This window comes from Nonomuraea ferruginea (assembly GCF_039540635.1).
GTDB lineage: Bacteria > Actinomycetota > Actinomycetes > Streptosporangiales > Streptosporangiaceae > Nonomuraea > Nonomuraea ferruginea.
In genome coordinates, this window is record NZ_BAABFD010000021.1 from 141,791 (window position 1) to 163,343 (window position 21,553).

Sequence of the window (21,553 nt, forward strand, 5' to 3'; positions counted from 1 at the left end):
ACCGTCGGGGTTCGCGGGACGACCGTGGCGGATTCCGGCGTGATGATGCGCGTGGGTCTTCAGGCGGTTCGTTCCGGCGTGACGACGCGCGTGGGTCCTCCGGCGGGTCCTTCCGTCGTGATGACGCGCGTGGGTCCTACCGGCGTGATGACGCGCGCGGAAGCTCGCGTGGGGAGGACCGGTACGGTCGGGACCGGGGCGACGGACGTGACTCGCTGCGCGCCGGCAGGGACGGCGGTACGCGGGCCAGGTACGGGCATGACGGCGGCCGTTCCGAGCGGCCCGCGCGGGACGACCTCGGTCTCTCCGGCGAGGACATCGAGTACGAGTCCTTCGGCGGCGGCCGTGCGGAGGAGCGCGGCGGGTTCCGGGTGGACCGGAGCGGGCGCAGGGAAGGCCCCCAGGGTTCGTCGCGGGCCCGTTACGGCAGGCGCGACGAAGGAGACCGCGGCGGCGCGGGCCGCACGCCCCGGCGGGACGAAGGCGCCCGCAGCGGGCGGGTGTCCAAGCGCGACGGCGTCCACACGCTGGGCGACTCGCGGCGCGGCGCCGGAGACCGGGCCACGCCCAAGGACCGGTTCAAGACCGCACGCCAGCCCGTCCGCGACCGCGACTTCTACCCCGAGGGCTACACCGACGAGCGCGACACCACCGAGGTCCCGGGCGGGGTGCGCCTGCAGAAGGTGCTCGCCCAGGCCGGGGTCGCCAGCCGCAGGGCCTGCGAGGAGATGATCGGCGACGGCCGCGTCACCGTGGACGGCCAGGTGGTGCGCAGGTTCGGCGCCAAGGTCGACCCGGCCAAGCAGGTCATCCACGTCGACGGCAGGCGTATCCCGACCGCGCCCGACCTGGTCTACTACGCGCTGAACAAGCCGATCGGCGTGGTGTCGACCATGGAGGACCCGCAGGGCCGGCCGTGCCTGGCCGACTTCGTGGAGGAGCTGGCTCCGCGGCTGTTCCACGTGGGCAGGCTCGACACCGAGACCGAGGGCCTGCTGCTGCTCACCAATGACGGCGAGCTGGCCAACCGGCTCACCCACCCGAGCTACGGGGTGCCGAAGAAGTACTGGGCCAAGGTGCCCGGCCCGATCCCGCGCGACCTGGGCCGCCGGCTCAAGCAGGGCATCGAGCTGGAGGACGGCATCGCCAAGGCCGACGACTTCCAGATCGTGCAGGAGCACGGCCAGCAGGCGCTGGTCGAGGTGGTGCTGCACGAGGGACGCAAGCACGTCGTACGACGCATGCTGGAGGAGTCCGGCCACCGGGTCATCGACCTGGCCCGCATCGAGTTCGGCCCGGTGAAGCTGGGCCGCACCAAGCCCGGCACGCTCAGGGCGCTGACGCTGCGTGAGGTCGGCGAATTGTACGCCGCGGTGAAGCTGTAACCTGGCCACGACGCTGGAGCCCGTGCGAATCTCCGCACGGGCTCTCCCGCTATAGAAGGAGCGAAGCGCATGGTGCGGGCGATCCGCGGCGCGATCCAGGTGGACGCCGACGACCGTAACTCGATCATCGAGGGGACGACCGAGCTGGTCGCCCAGGTCATGGAGCGCAACGAGCTCACCACGGACGACGTGATCAGTGTGCTGTTCACCGCCACTCCCGACCTGACGGCGGAGTTCCCGGCGCTGGCGGCGCGCAAGCTGGGGTTCCACGAGGTGCCGCTGATCTGCTGCACCGAGATCGGTGTGCCGGGTGCGCTGCCCAGGGTGGTGCGGCTCATGGCGCACGTCGAGACCGACCGGCCCCGCTCGGCGATCCAGCATGTGTATCTGCGCGGCGCCGTCGCGCTCCGTCAGGACATCGCCCAATAATCTGCCCGTACGACTCCCGTACCGAAATCAGGACAACGACATGGCCTCCGAACTCCGCACCGTGCTGGTTGTGGGCACCGGTCTCATCGGCACCTCGCTGGCGCTCGCGCTGCGCAAGCACGAGGTGCGCGTGCTGCTCGCCGACCGAGACCAGGGGGCAGTGCGGCTCGCGCGCGAGCTCGGCGCCGGTGAGGAGTGGCGGCCGGGCGAGAGCGCCGACCTGGCGGTGATCGCGGTGCCGCCCGGTTACGTCGCCACCGAGCTGCGGCGGCTGCAGGAGGGCGGCGCGGCGCGGTTCTTCACCGACGTGGCCAGCGTCAAGGCGGAGCCGATCGACCGGGCGCGCGAGCTGGGCTGTGACCTGTCGGCGTACGTGGCCTCGCACCCGCTGGCGGGCCGTGAGCGGTCCGGGCCGGGCGCGGCCAGGGCCGACCTGTTCCTGGGGCGGCCGTGGGCGTTCTGTCCCACGCCCGAGGCGTCCGCGGAGGCGACGGCGGCGGTGCTGCGGCTGATCGAGCTGTGCGGCGCGAACGCGGTCGAGGTCGACGCGGCCGAGCACGACCGGGCGGTCGCGGTGGTCTCGCACGCCCCGCACGTCGCGGCCTCGGCGGTGGCGGCTCGCTTGGCCGACGCCTCCGATGTGGCGCTCGGCCTGGCCGGTCAGGGGGTGCGCGACGTGACGAGGATCGCCGGTGGTGATCCCGGCCTGTGGCTGGGCATCCTGTCCGGCAACTCGGCCCCGGTCGCCGAGGTGCTGGAGGCGGTCTCCCGCGACCTGGCGGAGGCGGCGTCGGCGCTGCGGGCGCTGTCCGGGGGCGACGGCACCGCGTCCGGCGAGCTGACCCAGTTGCTCAAGCGCGGGGTCGTGGGCCACGGGCGGATCCCGGGCAAGCACGGCGGCCCGGCTTCCGCGTACGCGGTCGTCCAGGTCGTCATCGGTGACAGTCCGGGCCAGCTGGCGCGGCTGTTCCAGGTGTGCGACGAGGTCGGGGTCAACGTCGAGGACGTCCGCCTGGAGCACGCTCCCGGCCTGCCCCTGGGCGTGGCCGAGCTGTCGGTGCAGCCCGACGCGGCCGGCTCGCTGAGCCAGGCCCTGCGCGAGCGCGGCTGGCAGGTGCCGTAGCGGCATGGTGAAGGGTCCCGGCGTGGTGCCGGGACCCTTGGTGGTTCAGCGCCGGGTGATCGCTTGGCTGACGGCGTTGGGGCCGTCGTACTCGCGGTCGGGCATGGCTTCCAGGGCGCGCATCGTGTCCTGGTCGGCGCCGTGTTTGCGGGCGGCCTCCAGCAGGTCGGCCTTGGAGGCCGGGTAGTCGACACCCTTGAGGTGCTTCTGCAGCTGGATCGGGTTCGGTGCTGTAGTCATAACCCATTGCTACCCAAAAGTAACAGATTGTAACGATCAAGCGCTTTTCGTGCTCGTTCGACCTCGGGCGGCAGTGCCTCGCGCCGGGCCAGGGCGCGGCGCAGCCGGGGGAGGGCGTCGAGCAGGCCGCGCCGGCCCGCCCTGCCTTGGCGCAGGGCGTCCAGCGACCGCCGGGCCACCACCGGCCACGGACGGCGCAGCACGGCCGTCAGCAGCGCGTTGCGCGCCGCCAGGGCCTGCCGGGCCGCAGGGTCGCGGGGCGGCGACGGGTGGTGGTGCGCCACCACGTCGTCGGCGTAGGCGAGACCCCAGCCGCGCGCGGCCAGGTCCAGCGCCAGCCGCTCCTCCTCGCCGAAGAAGAACACCACGTCGTCGAAGCCGCCGGCCTCCAGGAAGGCGTCCCTGCGCACCATCGCGCCGCACGCCAGGAAACCGAGCACGCTCGGGCCGGGCAGGTCGGCGGCGACCCCCAGCGGCGAGCGGCGCATCTCCTCGCTGACCGGGTCGAGCCGCTCCTCGGGCCCCACCAGCACGCGCGCGCCGAGCACGGCCAGGCGCGGGTGGGCGTCGAAGAGCCCGGCCGCGCGCTCCAGCGCCCCGGGCGCCCACCACGAGTCGTCGTCGGCGAAGGCCACGTACGGGGTCCGCGCCAGCCGCACGCCCACGTTGCGGGCGGGCGCGCCGAGGTTGCGGCCGTTCTCCACGACCTGGACGTGCGGGTGGTGGCGGCGGACGAACCCGGCGGTGCCGTCGGTGGAGCCGTTGTCCACCAGGATCACCGGGCCGCGGTGGCGGGGGAGCGAGCGCTGCAGCGTGCGCAGGCGGTCGCGGGTCACCACCACCACCGTCACCTTGCTGTCAGCTCTCACGCACGGCTTCTCTCCTGGGGGAGTCCGCTCATGCCTTGACGGTCCGGGGAAGCCGGGATAGAAAGGCGGTAACAGCGTTACCGAGAAGAAACGGCGTTACCGAACATGAGCGTGACCGCGTACCAGCAGGCCCAGCAGGAGGGGCAGGGCGTCGTGCGGGCAGTGATACTCGACGCCGCCAAGAGCCTGCTGATCGGCGAGGGGCCCGCGGCGCTGACCGTGCGGCGCATCGCCGGCGAGGCCGGCTGTTCCACCAAGGTCATCTACACGCTGTTCGGCGGCAAGGACGGGCTCTGCCGGGCGCTCTGGGTGGAGGGTTTCGCCCGGTTCGAGCGGCGGCTGCTGGAGGTGCCCCACGACGACGACCCGCTGGAGCGGCTGCGGGCCGGCGTCGCCGCCTACCGGGAGTACGCGCTGGAGGAGCCGGAGTACTACCGGCTGATGTTTCAGGGCGCCCTGTCCGGCTACATCCCCGACGAGGCGGCCAGGGATGCCGCCCGGCGGACGTTCCGCCTGCTCGTGGGCGGCGTGCGGCGCTGCCTCGACGAGGGGCGGCTGCGCGGCGGCGACGCCGCGGAGATCGCCGACGTGCTCTGGATGGCCATGCACGGCGCGGTGAGCCTGGAGCTCTCCGGCTTCTTCGACCGGGCCGAGGCCGGGCACCGCTACCGGCTGCTGTGGACCTCGGTGCTGCATCCCTTCCTCGTTCCAGACGAGAGGACCACCCCATGACGTCCCACCCGTACCGCGACGGCTTCGCCCCCGTCACCGAGGAGATCACCGCCTACGACCTGGAGGTGACCGGCCGGATCCCGGCCGAGCTGAACGGCCGCTACCTGCGCAACGGCCCCAACCCGCTGAGCCTGGACGACCCGTCCGCCTCCCACCTGTTCCTCGGCGAAGGCATGATCCACGGCGTGCGGCTGCGCGACGGCCGCGCCGAGTGGTACCGCAACCGGTGGGTGCGCAACGCCGCCGTGGCCCGGCGGCTCGGCGAGGAGCCGCGCTCCACGCTCACCCACGAGGGCATGGACTTCGCCCCCAACACCCACGTGCTCGGCATCGCCGGGCGCACCCTGGCCACCGTCGAGGCCGGGGCGCTCCCGTACGAGATGAGCTACGAGCTCGACACCATCGGCCCGTGCGACTTCGACGGCGGCCTGCCCGGCGGGTTCGCCGCCCACACCCACCTCGACCCCGCCACCGGCGAGCTGCACGCCATGGCGTACTTCTTCGGCTGGGACCACCACCAGCACATCGTGCTCGACGACAAGGGCACGGTCGTGCGGACCAGGGACATCCCGATCGCCGACGCGCCCATGCTGCACGACTTCGCGCTCACCGAGAAGTACGTGGTCATCTACGACCTGCCGGTCACCTTCAGCATGGCCCACGCCGAGCAGGGCGCCTCGCTGCCGTACGCGTGGAACCCCGGCCACGCCTCCAGGGTCGGCCTGCTGTCACGGGCGACCGGCGAGGTGAGCTGGGTGGAGGTGCCGCCGTGCTGGGTCTTCCACACGCTCAACGCCTACGACGACGGCGACCAGGTGGTGGTCGACCTGGTGCGTTACCCGCAGCGGTTCGTCGACGCCCGGCTCGACCTGGGCGGCACGCCGACGCTCGACCGCTGGCGTGTCGACCCGGTCGCCGGCACCTTCACCGAGACGCGGCTGGACGACAGGGCGCAGGAGTTCCCGCGCATGGACGAGCGGCTGACCGGCAGGCCCTACCGCTACGGCTACACCGCGGCCGCCCGCGACCTGATCGACGTGGTCTATCCCGACGACACCGAGCTGGAGGACCTGCCCGACGAGGCGTTCGACAACACGCTGATCAAGCACGACCTGGCGGCGGGCACGCAGCAGGCCCGCCAGTTCGGGCGCGGCGCGTACGTGGGCGAGCCGGTGTTCGTGCCGTCGGGCGAAGCGGAGGACGACGGGTACGTGCTCACCTTCGTCAACAACCCGGACAGAGGCGCGGCCGACCTGGTGATCCTGCCGGCGCAGGATTTCACCGGCGACCCGGTGGCCACCGTCCACCTGCCGGTCAGGGTTCCGCTGGGCTTCCACGGGAGCTGGGTCGCCGACTGACCGGCTCGTCGCGGTGGCGCGAGACGGTAACCTCGTGAGGTTGGGTCAGCACACGTGAAGAGGGAGAGCCGTGGCCGGTCTGGTCGTCGCCATGGACGGCCCTTCGGGGTCGGGCAAGTCGAGCGCGTCGCGCGGGGTGGCCCGCGCGCTGGGTCTGCGCTACCTGGACACCGGAGCGCAATACCGGGCGATGACCTGGTGGATCCTCCGGCAGGGCGTCGACCTCGCCGACTCCGCCACGATCGCGGCCCGCTGCGGCGAGCCCGAGATCGTCTCCGGCACCGACCCCGACAGCCCTGCCATCCACGTCGGCGCCGTCGACGTGGCGGGGCCGATCCGGGAGGACGAGGTCACCTCGGCGGTCTCCGCCGTGGCGGCGGTGCCCGAGGTGCGGGCCAGGCTCGTCGCCCTCCAGCGGGAGATCATCGGCGCCGGCGACATCGTGGTCGAGGGCCGCGACATCGGCACCGTCGTCGCCCCCGACGCCCCCGTCAAGATCTACCTGACGGCCAGCCCCGAGGCCCGCGCCCGGCGCCGGTCGGCGGAGCTGGCCGGCACCACGGCGGAGGCGCAGCAGGCGGCCCTGGCCAGGCGCGACACCCTCGACTCGACACGCAAGACGGATCCACTCTCGATGGCGGATGGCGCCGTCGAGCTCGACACCACCGCGCTCAACCTCGACGAGGTGATCGCGGAGGTGTTGAGACTGGTCAAGGAGCGCACCTGAGCGGTGCGGGACTCATAAGGATGAGACACCATGTCTACGGGGGATTGGGTCGAGGCTGAGCTCGACGATCTCGAGGTTTCCGGCGACGTCGGCGATAGCACGCCGCTGCCGGTCGTGGCCATCGTCGGGCGGCCGAACGTCGGCAAGTCCACGCTGGTCAACCGCATCATCGGCCGCCGGGAGGCGGTCGTGGAGGACGTGCCGGGGGTGACCCGCGACCGGGTGACCTACGAGGCCAACTGGCGCGGCCGCCGCTTCACCGTGGTCGACACCGGCGGGTGGGACCCTGACGCCACCGGCATGGGCCTGCGCATCGCCGAGCAGGCGCAGGTCGCGACCGAGCTGGCCGACGTGATCGTGTTCGTGGTCGACGCGACCGTGGGCGCCACCGACGCCGACGAGATCGTCGGCTCCGTGCTGCGCCAGTCGGGCAAGCCGGTGATCCTGGCCGCCAACAAGGTCGACAACCAGCAGGTCGAGCTGGAGGCCGCCGCGCTGTGGTCGCTCGGCCTCGGCGAGCCCTACCCCGTCTCCGCGCTGCACGGCCGCGCCAGCGGCGACCTGCTCGACGTGGTGCTCGACGCGCTGCCCGAGACCCCGCGCGAGCGCTTCGCCGACGAGCGCGGCCCTTACCGGGTGGCGCTGCTCGGCAAGCCCAACGTCGGCAAGTCCTCCCTGCTCAACAAGCTGGCGGGGGAGGAGCGGGTGCTGGTCGACCCGATGGCCGGCACCACCCGCGACCCCGTCGACGAGCTGATCGAGCTGGGCGGCCGCACCTGGCGGTTCGTCGACACGGCCGGCATCCGGCGGCGCGACCGCGAGCTGCAGGGCGCCGACTTCTACGCCGCCATGCGCACCCGCTCCGCGCTGGAGCGCTCGGAGGTGGCGGTCGTGCTCATCGACGCCAGCGAGCCCCTCACCGAGCAGGACCTGCGCATCATCGGCCTGGTGATCGAGTCCGGCCGGGCCATGGTGGTCGCGTTCAACAAGTGGGACCTCGTCGACGAGGACCGCCGCTACTACCTGGAGAAGGAGATCGACAGGCAGCTCGTCCGCACCCCGTGGGCGCTGCGGGTCAACATCTCCGCCAAGACCGGCCGCCACGTCGACCGGCTGGTGCCGGCCCTGGAGCGGGCGCTGGAGTCCTGGGCGACCCGGGTGCCGACGTCCCGGCTGAACGCGTTCCTGACCGAGCTGGTGCAGCAGACGCCGCCCCCGGTGCGCGGCGGCAAGCAGCCGAAGATCCTGTTCGCCACCCAGGCGTCGATCGAGCCGCCCAAGTTCGTGCTGTTCACCTCCGGCTGGCTGGAAGACACCTACCGGCGCTTCATCGAGCGGCGGCTGCGCGAGGAGTTCGGCTTCGCCGGCTCGCCGATCGAGGTCACGATGAAGATCAGGGAGAAGCGCCAGAAAAGGGATCGCTGATACCATCGTCGGCAACGCGTCGACGGAGACGAGTAGCCGGGGTCCACGCGGGCCGAGAGAGCCGCCGGTGCTGTGAAGGCGGTCCCGCGCCCCCGGTGAAGACACTCCTGAGTGCGGGGAGGAAATGCCCCGCCGGCCTGACCCCCGTCACAGGGTCCGAGAGGCCGCCCGTTCCCGGGCGGCGAAAGTGCGGTGGCACCGGGAGCTCCCTTCTCCCCCGCACTCCCAAGGGGTCATACACCTTCTTCACCAGGAGCTGTCATGATCTCTCGTGTCCTGTCCGCCGAGCTCGCCGAGCACGCCGGGCAACGAGTGACGATCGCCGGTTGGGTCCATCGCCGCCGGCTGCTGAAATCCGTGTCCTTCCTCGTCGTCAGGGACCGCTCAGGGCTGGCCCAGGCGGTCACCGCGGGCGACCTGCCCGCCGAGGAGAGCGTCGTCCAGGTCACCGGCAGGGTGACCGTCAACCCGCAGGCGCCGGGCGGCGCCGAGCTGACCGAGCCGGAGATCGAGCTGCTGTCACGGCCGGTCGAGCCTCCGCCGTTCGACCTGTTCAGGCCCGTGGTGGCGGCGACGCTGCCGACGGTGCTCGACCACGCGCCCGCCGCCCTGCGCCATCCGGCGCTGCGGGCGCCGCTGGAGATCTCGGCCGCGAGCGTGGCGGGGTTCCGCGCCGCGCTGGACCGGCTCGGGTTCACCGAGGTGCACACCCCGAAGATCGTCGCGTCGGCCACCGAGTCCGGCGCGAACGTCTTCGGCATCGACTACTTCGGCCGGCCCGCCTACCTCGCCCAGTCGCCGCAGTTCTACAAGCAGGCGATGGTGGGCGTGTTCGAGCGGGTGTACGAGGTGGGGCCGGTCTTCCGGGCCGAGCCGCACGACACCGTACGCCACCTGGCCCAGTACACCAGCCTCGACGCCGAGCTGGGCTTCGTCCGCGACCACCGGGACGTGATGGCGGTGCTGCGCGAGGCCGTGGCGGGCATGCTGGAGTCGGTACGCGAGCGCGCCGCCCCGGCCGTGGACCTGCTCGGCGCCGAGCTGCCGGGGGTGCCCGACGAGATCCCGGCGATCCACTTCACCGAGGCGCAGCGGATGACGGGCGAGGACGAGCCCGACCTCTCACCCGCCCAGGAGCGGTGGCTGTCGGAGTGGGCGCTGAAGGAGCACGGCTCGGAGTTCCTGTTCGTCACCGGCTACCCGATGGCCAAACGGCCCTTCTACACCCATCCCGACCCCGGCAGGCCCGGCTACTCCAACGGCTTCGACCTGCTCTTCCGCGGGCTGGAGCTGGTGACCGGCGGGCAGCGGCTGCACCGCCATCAGGACTACCTGGACGCGCTGGCCGCCCGCGGTGAGAGCGCGGAGCCGTACGAGGGATATCTGCGGACGTTCGCGTACGGGATGCCCCCGCACGGCGGGTTCGCCATCGGGCTGGAGCGGTGGACGGCGCGCCTGACGGGCGCGGCGAACATCCGCCAGGTCACCGCGTTCCCGCGCGACCTGCACCGCCTCACGCCGTAGCAGCCCGGCCCGCCGTCCGGGCTCCCCGGACGGCGGGTCAGCCGGTACGGGGGAGCGCCAGCACCTTGCGCAGGCCGGGCAGCACGCACAGCCCGGTCACCGTCTGGCTGATCAGCAGGGCGTAGCCGACGCCGGTGACGCCCGCCACCGGGAACAGCGCGATCACGGTGGCGAACACCAGCAGCGTCATGCCGATCTGCACGGTGGCCAGCTTCCTGGCCTCGCTGCGGGCCCGCAGCGTGCCGAGCCGGATCTCCACCAGCGCCATCGGCAGCACCCCGACGGCCATCAGCCGCAGCAGCGGCGTGCCGGCCTCGGCCAGCTCGGGCCCGAACACCCGCAGGATCAGCGGCGCCCCGGCCACCACGACGGCCACCACCGGCCCGACGATCAGGAAGGTGCGGCGCAGCGCGTCGCGGGTGCTCCGCGCCAGCCGCCCGGCGTCGAGAGAGCCCTCGACGGTCAGCGAGACCGCCATGTTGGCCGCCAGCAGCCCCATCATGCAGCCGAGCGTGTGGGCGATGGAGAAGTAGCCGAACAGCTCGGCGTCGTTGAGCCAGGCGCCCACCATGACCGGCACCAGGTAGAGCACGAGCAGCGTGGACAGGGTGCCGGAGAAGTCGCCGGCCACGAACCGGCCGATCTCCCGCAGCCGCGGCGGGGTGGCGTTCGCGCCCGTGCGGGCCACGTGCCGGGGCACCGCCACCTTGAAGATCAGCAAGGTGACAGGGATGAGGGCGAGCGCCGTGGGCACCATCCACGAGACGAAGATCCCGCCGTACAGCCCGCCCACCGGCAGGGCCCCGGCCAGCACGACCAGCAGCACCATCTTGGCCAGCCCGAACACCGTGCTGTTGACCGGCACCCAGACGGCCTGCCGAAGCCCGGCGAGCACCACGTCCTGCAAGGTGAAGATCGTCCACACCAGCACCGACGCCAGGAACACCACCGCGGGCACGAACCCGGCCAGCTCCCCGTAGGCGGGCCCCCACAACGGCAGCGTCAGCAGGAACCCGAGCGCCGCCAGCACCGCCGTGATGCCGGCCACCCCGTAGCCGCGCAGCACCAGCCCGCCCGTGCCGCGCCCCGACACCGGGATGAACCGGGCCATCACCCCCACGAACGCCAGCCCGACGAGCGAGGAGAACAGCCGCATCGCTGTGATCATGAGCTGGCCCTGGCCGAACGCGGCCGGGTCGTACAGCCGCACGGCCAGGAACCAGTAGCCCAGCCCGAGCAGCGCCGTGACCGCGGTGTTGACCATGAGGGCGTAGCCCTGAAGGAAGAGCGGGTCGCGCAGGTCGGTGCGGAGCCGGGCGACCAGCCCGGTCCGGCGCGGGACCGCCCCTGTGTCACTCGTCATCAGGAGGCGGTCCTTCCAGCGGCGGCTGGACACCCAGCCGCTCCAGCAACGGGATCAGGCGACCGGCGTCGAGCGGGTCGGCGGGCAGCACGTGCCCCGTCCACCAGCGCGCGACACCGGGCGTGGGACCGGTGGGGAACAGCCGGTCGGCATCGAGCCGGTCGGCGGTGGGGATCGGGCGGTCGCCGTCGAGCGGGTCGGCGGGGGGAATCGAGGGGTGGGCATCGAGCGGGTCGGCGGGCAGGATCGTGGTCAGGTAGTCGTCGAGGGGCGGGTCGTACACGAAGCCCGGCACCACGCCGTGCGACTCCAGCGCGGCCACCACCCGGTCGCGGTCGGCCACGAGCAGCGGGACCCGCAGCAGCGGCCGCACCGGCGCGTCCGTCACCCCCGGCGCGGCCCACGGGGTGGCGCGCAGCGCCGCGACCCCGGCCAGCCTGCGCTCCCGCTCGCGCCCGATGGCGCGGATCCGGGAACGGTGCAGGCGCAGCAGGGCGCGGCCGGGGCGCATCCGCCAGTCGTCCAGGTCGATGCGGAGCCACGGGTCCATCGCGTCCAGGTCGCCCGCCGCCTTGGCCACCTCGCCGGCGGTGGTCGGGTAGCGATGGCCGGTCCACGTCATGAGGCCGAGCCGCTTGAGCGTGTGCCACACCGGCCGCACCAGCCCGGTCCGGTAGACCGCCTCCCGCAGCAGCGGCCGCAGCACGGCCGACACCTGGGCCCGCGCCGGGCCGGGCAGCAGCAGCTCCTCGCGGGCCGCGGCCAGCTCCCGCAGCGCGGCCGGATCGGCGGCCGTCAGGAAACCGCCGGACATCGCCCGCCCGTGCTTGGCCAGGCTGAACACCCCGGCCTCGCCCCACAGCCCGGCCGGCCGGCCGTCGGCCTCCGTCTGGAAGGCGTGCGCGGCGTCGTCCACCAGCACCAGCCCGTGCCGGTCGCACGCGGCGCGCAGCCGGGCCACCCGGTCCGGCACCCCGTAAAGATGCGTGGTGAGCACGCCCGCCAGCCCGGACCAGTCGACCCGGTCGACGTCGATGTTGCCGTCACGGGCCGAGACCGGCGCCATCACCGGCGTCAGCCCCGCGGCCAGCGCGACGAAGAGCACGGTCTCGCAGTTCGTCGGCGCGATCAGCACCCGGTCGCCGGGCCGGAACCAGTGGCGCAGCGCCAGCAGCAGCCCGAACCGGGCCGACGGCACGTGCAGGCAGCCCTGCCCGAGCCGCTCGCCCATCCGGGCCTCCAGCTCGGTCGTCCTCATGACGCCGTCCGGCGCGGGTCGCGGGTCCGGCCGGCCTCCACGACGCGACCCCGCGCTCGCCGGAGCCGGCCGGGGGACCTCACGAGGTCACCCGGCGCTTGCCGTAGCTCTTCAGCACCCGGTCGGCCAGCCGGTACAGCGCGGGCGTGCCGAGGACGGCCCGGCGGGCCAGCCGCACCGGCTCGGTGCGCGCCCAGTGGAGGCCCGCCCGCGCCGTCCGCCGCCGCACCACGCCCTCGGCCACCGGAACGGTCCTGCTGGCGAGCGCGTCCTTGTACTCGTAGCCGGCGCCCACGCTCAGGTCGATCGCGTCCAGCCCGGCCTCCGCCGCCGCCTCGGCCATCCGCAGATGCTGGATCAGCCCGGGGGAGTATTTGGCGAACTCCGGATCGTACGCGGGGAACCAGCCGACCAGCGTCGAGCGGCTGCGCAGCCCGAAGTGGCCGGCGACCGGCGTGCCGTCCGCGTACAGCATCGACAGCACGCCGCCGAAGTCCTTGGAGTCGATGGCGTGCAGCCGCTCCACCAGCTCCACCACCCACGGCCGGGCGAACCGGTCGGCGCGGCCGCTGCGCGCGTACTGCCCCGACTTCCACGTGCGCAGCAGCCGGAACTGCTCGACCTCGCCGGGGCTCACCGCGAACGTGGACGTCACCTCGCCCGCGTCGCGGCCGAGCTTGCGCTCCTTGTACTGGGTCGTCTTGAGGAACTTCGGCGACCGTTCGCGCAGCCCTTTCAAATAGGCCTGGTAGCCCTCGGTCAGATCGAGCACGACCGCGTCCTGCGTCAGAGTCACGTACGGGGCGAACCACGGCTGGTCCCGCACCAGGCAGCCGAACTCCCACACGTGCAGCCCGCACGCCCGCAGCAGCCTGCCCGCCTCGAACACGGCGCCAGGCCGGTGCACCACCCCCTGGCACAGCGACACCCACGCGCCGACGGCAGCCCCGACGCCGGAACGTTCCTCGTACGGGAGGAATCCGGCGATGCCGTCACCGTCGCGGATCACCGCGACCCGGACCCGGTCGCTGACCTCGCCCATCACCAGGGCGAAATCAGGGCTCAGGAACGGGTTGTCCAGATGCGGCTGCTCCCGTTGCATCTCCCGCCAGGCGTCGATCTCCGACGTCCCCAGTTCGCGCGGACGCAGAACACCGATCTCATACACGCTCGCCCCCTGCTTCTCGATGTGAGGAGGAACAGCGTAGTCCCGGTCGATGCTCCAGGAGTGGGAGTTATACGAGCGTTGAGCGTGTTGTGGAGCGACGCGGCATGAACCACGCCAGCGCCGCGCCGAGCAGGCAGATGAACGCCGTCACGAGGAACATCTCGGTGTACTCGACGTGCAGCGCGCCCCGCACCTGGGCCGTGTACTCGGCGAGCCGCCGGGCGTACTCGGCGGGTTCGACGCCGAACGGCACCGGCGTGTCGAGGTGCGCGGTCAGCGACTGGAAGCGGTAGAAACCCCAGGCCGAGACGGCGGCGATGCCGATCAGCATGCCCATCATCCTGGCCACCACGACCGCCGCCGACGCCACGCCGTGCTGCGCCGGCCGGGTCACCCGCAGCGCCGCCGCCGACACCGGCGCGATCACCAGGCCCACGCCCAGGCCCGCCACCACCAGCGTGGCGTCCATCATCAGCCGGGCGTCCGCCAGCTCCAGCGGCCATCGGCTCATCAGCCCGTAGCCGGCGGCGGCCACCAGCAGGCCCGCCGCGGTGACCACGCGGCCGCCGGACCGCCGCGTCAGCAGCCCGCCCAGCAGCGCCCCCACCGGCAGCGCGATCAGGAACCGGCCCAGCACCAGCGCCGCCTCCAGCGCCTCCAGGCCGAGCAGCGTCTGGGCGGTGAACTGCACGAACACCATCGTCACCAGCAGCGCCGCCCCGGTCAGGAAGCTCACGCCCAGGGTGGACAGCAGCGGGCCCTTGGGCACGCCCGTGAGATCGAGCAACCGTACGGGCGAGCGGATCTCCCACCAGACGAACGCCGCCCCCACCAGCGTGCCCGCCCCGATCAACGGCGGGCCCCAGGCGGGCAGCACGGCCGCGGCCGGGTCCGGGTTGTACAACCCCACCACCAGCAGCCCCAGCGCCAGCGCGAGTAACCCGCCCCCGACCCAGTCCACCCGCACCTTCACGGGAGCCTCCGGCGGCACGCCCGCGCCGCTCCCGGCGGGGATGCCCCACTGGACGGCGAGGGCGGCGGCGAGCGCCAGGGGGAGGTTGATCCAGAAGATGGCGTGCCAGTCGCCCAGCTCCACCCCGAGCACCGCGAAGCTCGGGATCAGCGCCAGCACCCCGCCGTACACGGGCCCGAGCGCGCTGCCGAGCTCCTGGGCCGCGCCGACCGCTCCCAGCGCCACCGGCCGCTCGCGCTCGCCCCACAGGTCGCCGATGAGCGCCATGGTGATGGGCAGCAGCGCCCCTCCGGCGATCCCCTGGACGGTCCGGCCCGACACCACCATGATCTCGGACGACGCCAGCGCCGTCAGCACCGAGCCGGCCGCGAACGCCGCCAGGCAGGCGTGGATCAGCGGCCGTCTGCCGTAGCGGTCGGACAGCTGCCCGAGCAGCGGCATCGCCGCCACGTAGCCGAGCAGGAAGCCCGTCACCACGGGTGTGGCCCGCTCCAGCCGGTTCAGCGGGATGCCGAGGTCGGTGGCGATGTCGATGAGGACGGTCACCACGACGTACGCGTCGAGCGCGGCCAGCAGCACCACCGCGCCGCCGACGCCGAGCGCGACCCGGCGCGCGCGCCTCATCCGGCCGACGGGGGCGGCGTGATCGTCACCGGCGCGTCGTAGTCGGCCAGCGTCACGCTCACGCTGCCGCCCTGCAGCGGCAGCTCGACCTTGGTGAGCCTGCTGGTGGCCTTGTCGACCCAGACCGTGCCGTTGACGGGCTGGGTGACCCCCGGCACGAGCGTGCCGAGCGTCTGCTCGGAGAACCCGGTCGCCACCCGGTAGGCGCCGCCCTCCTCCGCCTGGACCAGCGGGTCGGAGGCGGATTCGAGCAGCTGGGCGATGCCCTTGGCGGGGTCGAGGATCAGCGAGGGATCGTACAGCTGGGCCAGCTCCCGCCGGGTGAGCTTCTGGAAGCCGCCGGTCGGGCCCTTGAAGTGGACGGTGTCGCCGATCAGCGCGAACGTGATCTCCTGGAGGCTGCCGAACACCTCCAGGGTGATGGTGCCGTCGGCGTCGCCCTGCGCCGTCAGCCGGCCGTCGGCCTTCTTGACCGGGACGTTCGGCTTGCCGTCCGTGGCGATCGAGAACGCCGCCGACTTCACCGACCGCATGGCCGCCGCGGCCTTCTTCATCAGGTCGGGCCCCGCGGGCAGCTCCTCGCCACCGCCGGACGAGCAGGCCGTGAGGCCCGCGACGAGGAGGACGAGGAGCAGCTTTCTCAGCATGAAGCGGATCGTAGCGAGCGGTGGCGCGCGCCGCGCGCGCCGCCGGTATCGGTTGGGTGTCAGCGCAGCTTCTTCAGATGCTCCACGATCGGCGCGAAGGCCCCCTCCAGCTCGCCGAGCTGGTCGTCGGTCAGCCGGTCGACGAAGTGTTCGCGGACGCCGGAGACGTGGACGGGCGCCACCCGCTGGATGGTGTCCCAGCCCTCGTCGGTCAGCACCGCGAAGGTGCCGCGCCGGTCGTCGCGGCAGTCCTCGCGGACGACCAGCCCCTTGGCCTCCATCCGGGAGATCTGGTGGGAGAGGCGGCTGCGGGACTGGATCGTCGCGTCGGCCAGATCGCTCATGCGCATCCGCCGGCCAGGGCTCTCCGAGAGGTTGACCAGGATCTCGTAGTCGTTCAGCGACAGCGCGTGTTCCTGCAGCTCCCGGTCCAGGCGGTGCATGAGGAGCTTGTGCAGCGCCAGGTGGGTTCGCCAGGCACGCTGCTCAGCGGGGGAAAGCCAGCGAGGCGCGCTCATGATCTCCTATCCGGGACACGTCCGGCGGCCGGCCACGACGGTGGCGCCGCCTGTGGGACTCGTATCAAGGTTAACCGGGGATGGCGGCTCTCCTGGCAGGGGTGTCGGTGATGGCGGCCACCAGGATGTCCGGCTCCGCCCGCCACTCCAGCAGATGCCGGCCCGCCCAGTCGCCGTCGCGGGCGGACAGCTCGTCGAGGGTCAGCTCGCCCCGCTTGATCAGCGCTTCCTTGCGCGCCCACACCCGGATCAGGTCCTCGTTGCCGCCGGCATCCTTCCGCTCGCGGGGCGTGAGCGCCATCCCGGCGAGCATGCGGTCGAGCGGGCCGGGCGGCACCCGCTCGGCGTCGACGCCGACGCGGCCGTGACCGGCGGCCGCGCACACGTAACCGCGCGTGTGGCTCAGGCTGACGCCCACCGCCGGGGCCTCCTCCAGGTACGGCCTGCCGTGGCCAGGGCCGTGCACGTGGCAGACCTGGGCCAGCGTGAGCCGGTGCGGGGCGACGCCGAGGAGCTCGGCCGCGCAGAGGCGGACCAGCAGGTGGGCGGCGACGAAGGCGTGGCGGTCGGCCTCGTGCCGGAACCGCGCGGCCCGCTCCCGTTCGGCGGAGGTCAGCAACGTCACCGGGGCGTCCACCTCGTCAGGCCGACCGCCCATCACCAGCGCCATGTCCGCAACGTACACCGTGACCCGGATTTGCCCATCCGCCAACCAACCACAAATCCGGCGAAACCTACGATTAATTGAGGTTCGCCTATAGCGCGCCCTGGGAGTGCGACATGGTTCAGCTCATCAGAAGCGGGCTCGAAGGACTGCGCGAGAGATGCGCCGGGCGTGTGGTCTCCCCGAAGGACGACGGCTACGAGAGCATGCGGAAGATCTGGAACGGCGCCGTCGACCGCCACCCCGGCGTGATCGTCCGGTGCGGCGGGCCCGACGACGCTGAGGCGGCTATCGCCTACGCCCGGCAGGAGGACCTGGAGATCTCCGTGCGCGGCGGCGGCCACGGCTTCGGCGGCCTGGCCGTGACCGACGGCGGAGTCATGCTCGACCTCAGCGCGCTGCGGCAGATCGAGGTCGACGCCGCCAGCCGGTGGGCGTCCTGCGGCGGCGGCGCGACCTGGGCCGATCTCGACGCGGCCACCCACGTGTACGGGCTGGCCACGCCCGGCGGCACGATCAGCCACACCGGCGTCGGCGGGCTGACGCTCGGCGGCGGCTTCGGCTGGCTGAGCCACGACCACGGACTGACCGTGGACAACCTGGAGTCGGCCGACGTCGTGCTCGCCGACGGGCAGCAGGTGCACGCCTCCGCCCGCGAGCACCCCGACCTGTTCTGGGCGCTGCGAGGCGGCGGCGGCAACTTCGGCGTCGTCACCTCCTTCGCCTTCCGGCTGCACCCGGTCGGGCCCGAGGTGCAGGTGGGGATCCTGTTCTGGGAGGCGGAGCGGGGCCCCGAGGCGATCGAGACGATCGACCAGGCCGTGCGGAGCCTGCCGGAACACGTCGGCGTGCTGATCGCCTTCGGGATGAGCGCGCCGCCCGCCCCGTTCGTCCCCGAGGAGCACCGCCTGCGGCAGGGGCACGCGCTCATCGTGGCCGGGTTCGGCTCGCCCCGGCATCATGCCTCGGTGCTGGAGCCGATCACGCGGGCGCTGCCGCCGCTGTTCTCGTTCGCCGCGCCGATGTCGTACCCGCAGCTCCAGTCGCTGCTGGACGACACCGTGCCCTGGGGAACGCCCGCCTACGAGAAGGCGCTCGACCTGCCGTCGCTCGGGACGGGCGCGATCGCCACGCTCTGCGAGCAGGCGGCGCTCAAGGGGTCGCCGATGTCGTTCGTACCGGCGTTCCGCCTCGACGGCGCCTTCAGCGCGATCCCGGACGACGCCACCGCCTTCGGCGGCAGCCGCGAGCCGCACTACACGCTGTCCGTCATGGCGCTCACACCCACGGCGGACGCCTTGGAACAGGAGAGGACGTGGGCCCGCGACGCCTGGTCGGCGCTGCTCCCGTACTCCCGGGGCACCGGCGCGTACGTGAACTTCCTCACCGACCAGGACGAGGACCGCGTGCGGGCTTCCTACGGCGAGGAGAAGTACGCCCGGCTGGCCGCGATCAAGGCCGAGTACGACCCCGACAACGTCTTCCGACTCAACCAGAACATCAGGCCCGCCACCGGCTGAGGAGATAGCCCGGGGTGCCGGGGAACGGAGTGTCCGGCGGCGCGTCGCGCAGGGTGGCCGTGCCCTCCGACGGCGGCACCGCCGGGCAGCGGGCGCCCTCGGCCGGGATCTCCAGATCGACCAGGTAGCGGTCGAAGACCGCCGTCGCGCAGTCGCCCATGCCGTACACGCCGTGCCCCCAGCCCTCGTAGGTGAGCAGCCGGGCCTCGCGCCCGATCTGCCGCGCGGCGGCGGTGGCCCACGCGTAGGCGGTGGCCGGGTCGTGCAGGGCGTTGGCGAGCAGCAGCGGCGGCGTGCCGTCGACGCGCAGCCGGTGCTGCGGGTTCGGGATCGGCGCCCGCGTGCCGGCGCAGGCCGCCAGCATGCCGTACGCGAGCGGGCTGACCAGCATGTCCGGCGCGATCTCCGCCGACCGGCGCAGGTGGGCGGTGTACTCGCGATGGTCGCGCACCGGCAGCAGATAGTCGAGACAGAAGACCCGCGACGCGTCGTTGACCGTCTCCTCCTGCGGGGCCGCGGCCAGGAGCCGCTCGGCGGGCCCGCCGGTCTCCAGCGCCACCAGGAACCGGGCCAGCCCGGAGTAGTCCGGCCCGTAGAACGCGCCGAACGCCTGCCTGATCAGCGTCGTCCTGGAGAGCGGCACGCCCGGCTCGCCGGGGAAGGTCAGCTCGCCCCGCCCGGCGCGCTCCAGCAGCTCCGCCCAGACGGCCCGCACGTCCCTGCCGTGCAGCGCGCAGGACTCCGTCCGGCCGCACCAGGAGACGAACTCGTCGAAGGAGTCCTGCGCCGCCCGCGACTCGGTGTCGAGGAAGGCGCGGGTGCGCAGGCTGTGGTCCATGTTGCTGTCCAGCGCCAGCGCCCGCACCCGGCGCGGGTAGCGCTCGGCGTAGAGCTGGGTGATCAGCGTCCCGTACGAGAGGCCGTAGGCGGTGAGCTTCCGGTCGCCGAGCGCGGCGCGCAGCGCGTCGAGGTCCCGCACGACGCTGCCGGTGTCGACGTGGTCGAAGAGCGGCCCGGTGCGGGCCCGGCAGTCCTGCCGGTAGCGCTCGTTGTGGGCCAGGAGCGCCTCGAAGCCCGCCCGGCTGCCGGCGGTGAGCGGGTCGGGCGCCCGCAGGGCCAGTTCCAGCGAGCACCGGACGGGGTGGCTGCGGCGCACCCCGCGCGGGTCGTAGCTGACCACGTCGAACCTGCTGGTCAGCTCGGCGGTGAAGGCGATCCGGTTCGTGATCACGGCGTCCACCCCTGAGCCGCCGGGACCGCCCGGGTTGATCACCAGCGAGCCGATGCGGGCACCCGGATCGCTGGCCTTGCGGCGGGCCAGCGCCAGGTCCAGCGTCGGCCCGCCGGGGTCGTCCCAGTCGACGGGCACGGCGAGCGTGCCGCACTCGACCTCCGGCGCTTCGGGACAGGGGGTCCACGCGATCCCGCCCGAGGCGCCGGCCGGTAAGACGGGCACGAGGGGGAGGACCGCGGCGATGACGAGGCTGAGGATCAGGACAGATCTTCGCATGACGCGTCCAATCGTCGGTGGGACCCGATCGTCGGACGGGCCCGCCGGCGGCGCCATCGATCCTGAGTACGGTCTTCGCGTCGTCCTCAGGTATCAGCCGAGCAGGACCGACATCCAGCTCTCCACCTCGTCAGGGTGGCGGGGGAGCGCCGCCGACATCAGCCGCGCCCCGTCGGCCGTGATGACCAGGTCGTCCTCGATGCGGACGCCCAGCCCGCGGAACTCCTCCGGCAGGGTGAGGTCGTCCGGCTGGAGGTAGAGGCCGGGCTCCACGGTCAGCACCTGGCCCTCCTCCAGCACGCCGTCCAGATACGTCTCCGCCCGCGCCCTGGCGCAGTCGTGCACGTCCAGGCCCAGCATGTGGCCGCTGCTGCAGAGCGTGTAACGGCGGTAGAGCCCGGTCTCCATGAGCGCGTCGGGGGAGTCCTTCAGCAGGCCCCACTCGTGCAGGCCCTCGCAGATGACGCGCATGGCCGTCAGGTGGAACTCGCGGAACCGGACGCCCGGCCGCAGCGCCGCGATCGCGGCCGACTGCGCCTCGTAGACCAGCTCGTACACCTGCCGCTGCACCGGCCCGAACCGGCCCGAGAGCGGCAGCGTGCGGGTGACGTCGGCGGTGTAGAGGGTGTCGGTCTCCACGCCGGCGTCCAGCAGCAGCATGTCGCCCGGGTCGAGACGGCCGTCGTTGCGGATCCAGTGGAGCACGCACGCGTGCGCGCCGGAGGCCACGATGCTCTCGTAGCCGACCGCGTTGCCCTCCAGCCGCGAGCGCAGCCCGAACACGCCCTCCAGGTAGCGTTCGCCGCGCGGGTGGCCGAGCGCCTGCGGGAGTGCCCGCACCACGTCCTCGAAGCCGCGCACGGTCGCGTCCACCGCGGCCTGCAGCTCGCCGATCTCCCACTCGTCCTTGACCAGCCGCGCCTCCGCCAGGAAGCTCTCCAGCTCGGCGTCGCCGCCGCCGGGCTCCACCGCCTCGTCCACCGCCGGGTCCACGCCGCGCAGCACCCGCGCGGGTCCCTTCAGATCCAGCTCGCGAGGGTGCGCGCAGTCGATCTGATAGAGCTCCGCCGCCTCCGCCAGGTCGGGCCTGCGGCCCACCCAGAACTCGCCGTAACGGCGGTCCCGGTAGAACTCCTGGCCCTCCTCGCGAGGGGAGCGCGGCCGGGTGTAGAGGGTCGCCTCACCGGACGGCTCGATCACGAGCACGTCACCGGGCTCGCCCGCGCCCGTCAGGTACGAGAAGGCGCTGTGCGGGCGGAACCGGTAGTCGCTGTCGTTGCTGCGCACCTTGAGCGTGCCCGACGGCACGACCAGCCGTTCCCCGGGGAACCGGCTCGCCAGGGCCGCCCGCCGCTTGGCCGCCCACGGGGCGACGGGCAGCGCGCGCACGCCGGTCCGCCGCGTGTCCGCCCAGCCCGTCCGCATGAACGCGGCCAGCTCCTCGGAGATCGGCAGGTCGTGGCTCCCGGTGTTGAGAGGCTCGGTCACAGCGGCTC

At 73.0% G+C, this 21,553-nt stretch carries 20 protein-coding genes; 9 read left to right on the forward strand and 11 right to left on the reverse strand.

Features of this window, described 5'->3' with window-relative positions; genetic code table 11:
• The first annotated feature begins 500 nt into the window (after positions 1-500).
• The 3 genes from ABD999_RS34250 (at position 501) to ABD999_RS34260 (ending at position 2,937) form a co-directional block, all read left to right on the forward strand.
• Complete coding sequence (locus ABD999_RS34250; RefSeq protein WP_308249218.1) at positions 501-1,385, forward strand: pseudouridine synthase; 885 nt, start codon at positions 501-503, stop codon at positions 1,383-1,385.
• Between the two features lie 69 nt (positions 1,386-1,454).
• Positions 1,455-1,814 (forward strand): chorismate mutase, encoded by a 360-nt coding sequence (aroH, locus tag ABD999_RS34255; protein ID WP_148032581.1) that lies wholly within the window; start codon positions 1,455-1,457, stop codon positions 1,812-1,814.
• 40 nt (positions 1,815-1,854) lie between these two features.
• A complete protein-coding gene (locus ABD999_RS34260) occupies positions 1,855-2,937 on the forward strand; it encodes a prephenate dehydrogenase (protein WP_219550940.1) in 1,083 nt (360 codons plus the stop codon).
• 45 nt (positions 2,938-2,982) lie between these two features.
• Here ABD999_RS34260 and ABD999_RS34265 read toward each other — a convergent pair whose 3' ends face one another.
• Both ABD999_RS34265 and ABD999_RS34270 read right to left on the reverse strand, forming a co-directional pair.
• On the reverse strand, positions 2,983-3,177 hold the full coding sequence (locus tag ABD999_RS34265) for a DUF2795 domain-containing protein (RefSeq protein WP_148032579.1): 195 nt from the start codon (positions 3,175-3,177) through the stop codon (positions 2,983-2,985).
• Positions 3,174-4,046 (reverse strand): glycosyltransferase family 2 protein, encoded by an 873-nt coding sequence (locus ABD999_RS34270; protein WP_271278137.1) that lies wholly within the window; start codon positions 4,044-4,046, stop codon positions 3,174-3,176. The genes ABD999_RS34265 and ABD999_RS34270 overlap by 4 nt, the downstream gene beginning before the upstream one ends.
• A gap of 105 nt (positions 4,047-4,151) precedes the next feature.
• On the opposite strand from ABD999_RS34270, the gene ABD999_RS34275 reads away from it, so the two are divergent.
• The 5 genes from ABD999_RS34275 to aspS all read left to right on the forward strand — a co-directional run bounded on the left by ABD999_RS34275 (position 4,152) and on the right by aspS (position 9,812).
• A complete protein-coding gene (locus ABD999_RS34275) occupies positions 4,152-4,778 on the forward strand; it encodes a TetR/AcrR family transcriptional regulator (RefSeq protein ID WP_271278138.1) in 627 nt (208 codons plus the stop codon).
• Positions 4,775-6,136, forward strand: a complete 1,362-nt coding sequence (locus tag ABD999_RS34280) for a carotenoid oxygenase family protein (RefSeq protein WP_271278139.1) — start codon at positions 4,775-4,777, stop codon at positions 6,134-6,136. The genes ABD999_RS34275 and ABD999_RS34280 overlap by 4 nt, the downstream gene beginning before the upstream one ends.
• 70 nt (positions 6,137-6,206) lie before the next feature.
• Complete coding sequence (gene cmk, locus ABD999_RS34285; protein WP_271278140.1) at positions 6,207-6,863, forward strand: (d)CMP kinase; 657 nt, start codon at positions 6,207-6,209, stop codon at positions 6,861-6,863.
• 30 nt (positions 6,864-6,893) lie between these two features.
• Positions 6,894-8,288, forward strand: coding sequence for a ribosome biogenesis GTPase Der (gene der, locus ABD999_RS34290; protein WP_148032576.1), 1,395 nt, complete (start codon positions 6,894-6,896; stop codon positions 8,286-8,288).
• Between the two features lie 261 nt (positions 8,289-8,549).
• A complete protein-coding gene (gene aspS, locus ABD999_RS34295; RefSeq protein ID WP_271278141.1) occupies positions 8,550-9,812 on the forward strand; it encodes an aspartate--tRNA(Asn) ligase in 1,263 nt (420 codons plus the stop codon).
• 37 nt (positions 9,813-9,849) lie between these two features.
• Here the strand turns inward: aspS and ABD999_RS34300 are convergent, their stop codons facing one another.
• The 7 genes from ABD999_RS34300 to ABD999_RS34330 all read right to left on the reverse strand — a co-directional run bounded on the left by ABD999_RS34300 (position 9,850) and on the right by ABD999_RS34330 (position 17,033).
• Positions 9,850-11,175: a lipopolysaccharide biosynthesis protein gene (locus tag ABD999_RS34300; protein WP_148032574.1), complete on the reverse strand. Its 1,326-nt coding sequence runs from the start codon at positions 11,173-11,175 to the stop codon at positions 9,850-9,852.
• Positions 11,165-12,433 (reverse strand): DegT/DnrJ/EryC1/StrS family aminotransferase, encoded by a 1,269-nt coding sequence (locus tag ABD999_RS34305; protein WP_271278142.1) that lies wholly within the window; start codon positions 12,431-12,433, stop codon positions 11,165-11,167. Before ABD999_RS34305 ends, ABD999_RS34300 begins: the two co-directional genes overlap by 11 nt.
• Before the next feature lie 79 nt (positions 12,434-12,512).
• Positions 12,513-13,601 (reverse strand): GNAT family N-acetyltransferase, encoded by a 1,089-nt coding sequence (locus ABD999_RS34310; protein ID WP_271278143.1) that lies wholly within the window; start codon positions 13,599-13,601, stop codon positions 12,513-12,515.
• 67 nt (positions 13,602-13,668) lie between these two features.
• Positions 13,669-15,198 carry an MFS transporter gene (locus ABD999_RS34315; RefSeq protein WP_271278144.1) on the reverse strand — a complete coding sequence of 510 codons (1,530 nt, stop codon included), beginning with the start codon at positions 15,196-15,198 and terminating at the stop codon, positions 13,669-13,671.
• Positions 15,195-15,845: an LppX_LprAFG lipoprotein gene (locus ABD999_RS34320; protein WP_271278145.1), complete on the reverse strand. Its 651-nt coding sequence runs from the start codon at positions 15,843-15,845 to the stop codon at positions 15,195-15,197. Before ABD999_RS34320 ends, ABD999_RS34315 begins: the two co-directional genes overlap by 4 nt.
• A gap of 59 nt (positions 15,846-15,904) precedes the next feature.
• The gene (locus ABD999_RS34325; protein ID WP_148032570.1) at positions 15,905-16,363 is read right to left on the reverse strand and encodes a MarR family winged helix-turn-helix transcriptional regulator; all 459 of its coding nucleotides are present in this window, start codon (positions 16,361-16,363) and stop codon (positions 15,905-15,907) included.
• Between the two features lie 70 nt (positions 16,364-16,433).
• A complete protein-coding gene (locus ABD999_RS34330) occupies positions 16,434-17,033 on the reverse strand; it encodes a 4'-phosphopantetheinyl transferase family protein (protein ID WP_271278146.1) in 600 nt (199 codons plus the stop codon).
• A 110-nt stretch (positions 17,034-17,143) separates the two neighbouring features.
• Here ABD999_RS34330 and ABD999_RS34335 point away from each other — a divergent pair, with 110 nt between their 5' ends.
• Positions 17,144-18,547, forward strand: a complete 1,404-nt coding sequence (locus ABD999_RS34335; RefSeq protein WP_271278147.1) for an FAD-binding oxidoreductase — start codon at positions 17,144-17,146, stop codon at positions 18,545-18,547.
• On the opposite strand, the gene ABD999_RS34340 is transcribed toward ABD999_RS34335, so the two are convergent.
• Positions 18,528-20,057 (reverse strand): alpha/beta fold hydrolase, encoded by a 1,530-nt coding sequence (locus ABD999_RS34340; protein WP_271278148.1) that lies wholly within the window; start codon positions 20,055-20,057, stop codon positions 18,528-18,530. The genes ABD999_RS34335 and ABD999_RS34340 overlap by 20 nt on opposite strands.
• 93 nt (positions 20,058-20,150) lie before the next feature.
• The gene (locus ABD999_RS34345) at positions 20,151-21,545 is read right to left on the reverse strand and encodes an aminopeptidase P family protein (protein ID WP_148032567.1); all 1,395 of its coding nucleotides are present in this window, start codon (positions 21,543-21,545) and stop codon (positions 20,151-20,153) included.
• Between the last annotated feature and the right edge of the window lie 8 nt (positions 21,546-21,553).

Bases quoted from the DNA above. Each gene is read 5' to 3' on its own strand.
- aroH (WP_148032581.1), top strand. From the start codon at position 1,455: ATGGTGCGGGCGATCCGCGGCGCGATCCAGGTGGACGCCGACGACCGT.
- ABD999_RS34260 (WP_219550940.1), top strand. From the start codon at position 1,855: ATGGCCTCCGAACTCCGCACCGTGCTGGTTGTGGGCACCGGTCTCATC.
- ABD999_RS34265 (WP_148032579.1), bottom strand. From the start codon at position 3,177: ATGACTACAGCACCGAACCCGATCCAGCTGCAGAAGCACCTCAAGGGT.
- ABD999_RS34275 (WP_271278138.1), top strand. From the start codon at position 4,152: ATGAGCGTGACCGCGTACCAGCAGGCCCAGCAGGAGGGGCAGGGCGTC.
- ABD999_RS34280 (WP_271278139.1), top strand. From the start codon at position 4,775: ATGACGTCCCACCCGTACCGCGACGGCTTCGCCCCCGTCACCGAGGAG.
- der (WP_148032576.1), top strand. From the start codon at position 6,894: ATGTCTACGGGGGATTGGGTCGAGGCTGAGCTCGACGATCTCGAGGTT.
- aspS (WP_271278141.1), top strand. From the start codon at position 8,550: ATGATCTCTCGTGTCCTGTCCGCCGAGCTCGCCGAGCACGCCGGGCAA.
- ABD999_RS34300 (WP_148032574.1), bottom strand. From the start codon at position 11,175: ATGACGAGTGACACAGGGGCGGTCCCGCGCCGGACCGGGCTGGTCGCC.
- ABD999_RS34305 (WP_271278142.1), bottom strand. From the start codon at position 12,433: ATGAGGACGACCGAGCTGGAGGCCCGGATGGGCGAGCGGCTCGGGCAG.
- ABD999_RS34315 (WP_271278144.1), bottom strand. From the start codon at position 15,198: ATGAGGCGCGCGCGCCGGGTCGCGCTCGGCGTCGGCGGCGCGGTGGTG.
- ABD999_RS34320 (WP_271278145.1), bottom strand. From the start codon at position 15,845: ATGCTGAGAAAGCTGCTCCTCGTCCTCCTCGTCGCGGGCCTCACGGCC.
- ABD999_RS34325 (WP_148032570.1), bottom strand. From the start codon at position 16,363: ATGAGCGCGCCTCGCTGGCTTTCCCCCGCTGAGCAGCGTGCCTGGCGA.
- ABD999_RS34330 (WP_271278146.1), bottom strand. From the start codon at position 17,033: ATGGCGCTGGTGATGGGCGGTCGGCCTGACGAGGTGGACGCCCCGGTG.
- ABD999_RS34335 (WP_271278147.1), top strand. From the start codon at position 17,144: ATGGTTCAGCTCATCAGAAGCGGGCTCGAAGGACTGCGCGAGAGATGC.
- ABD999_RS34340 (WP_271278148.1), bottom strand. From the start codon at position 20,057: ATGCGAAGATCTGTCCTGATCCTCAGCCTCGTCATCGCCGCGGTCCTC.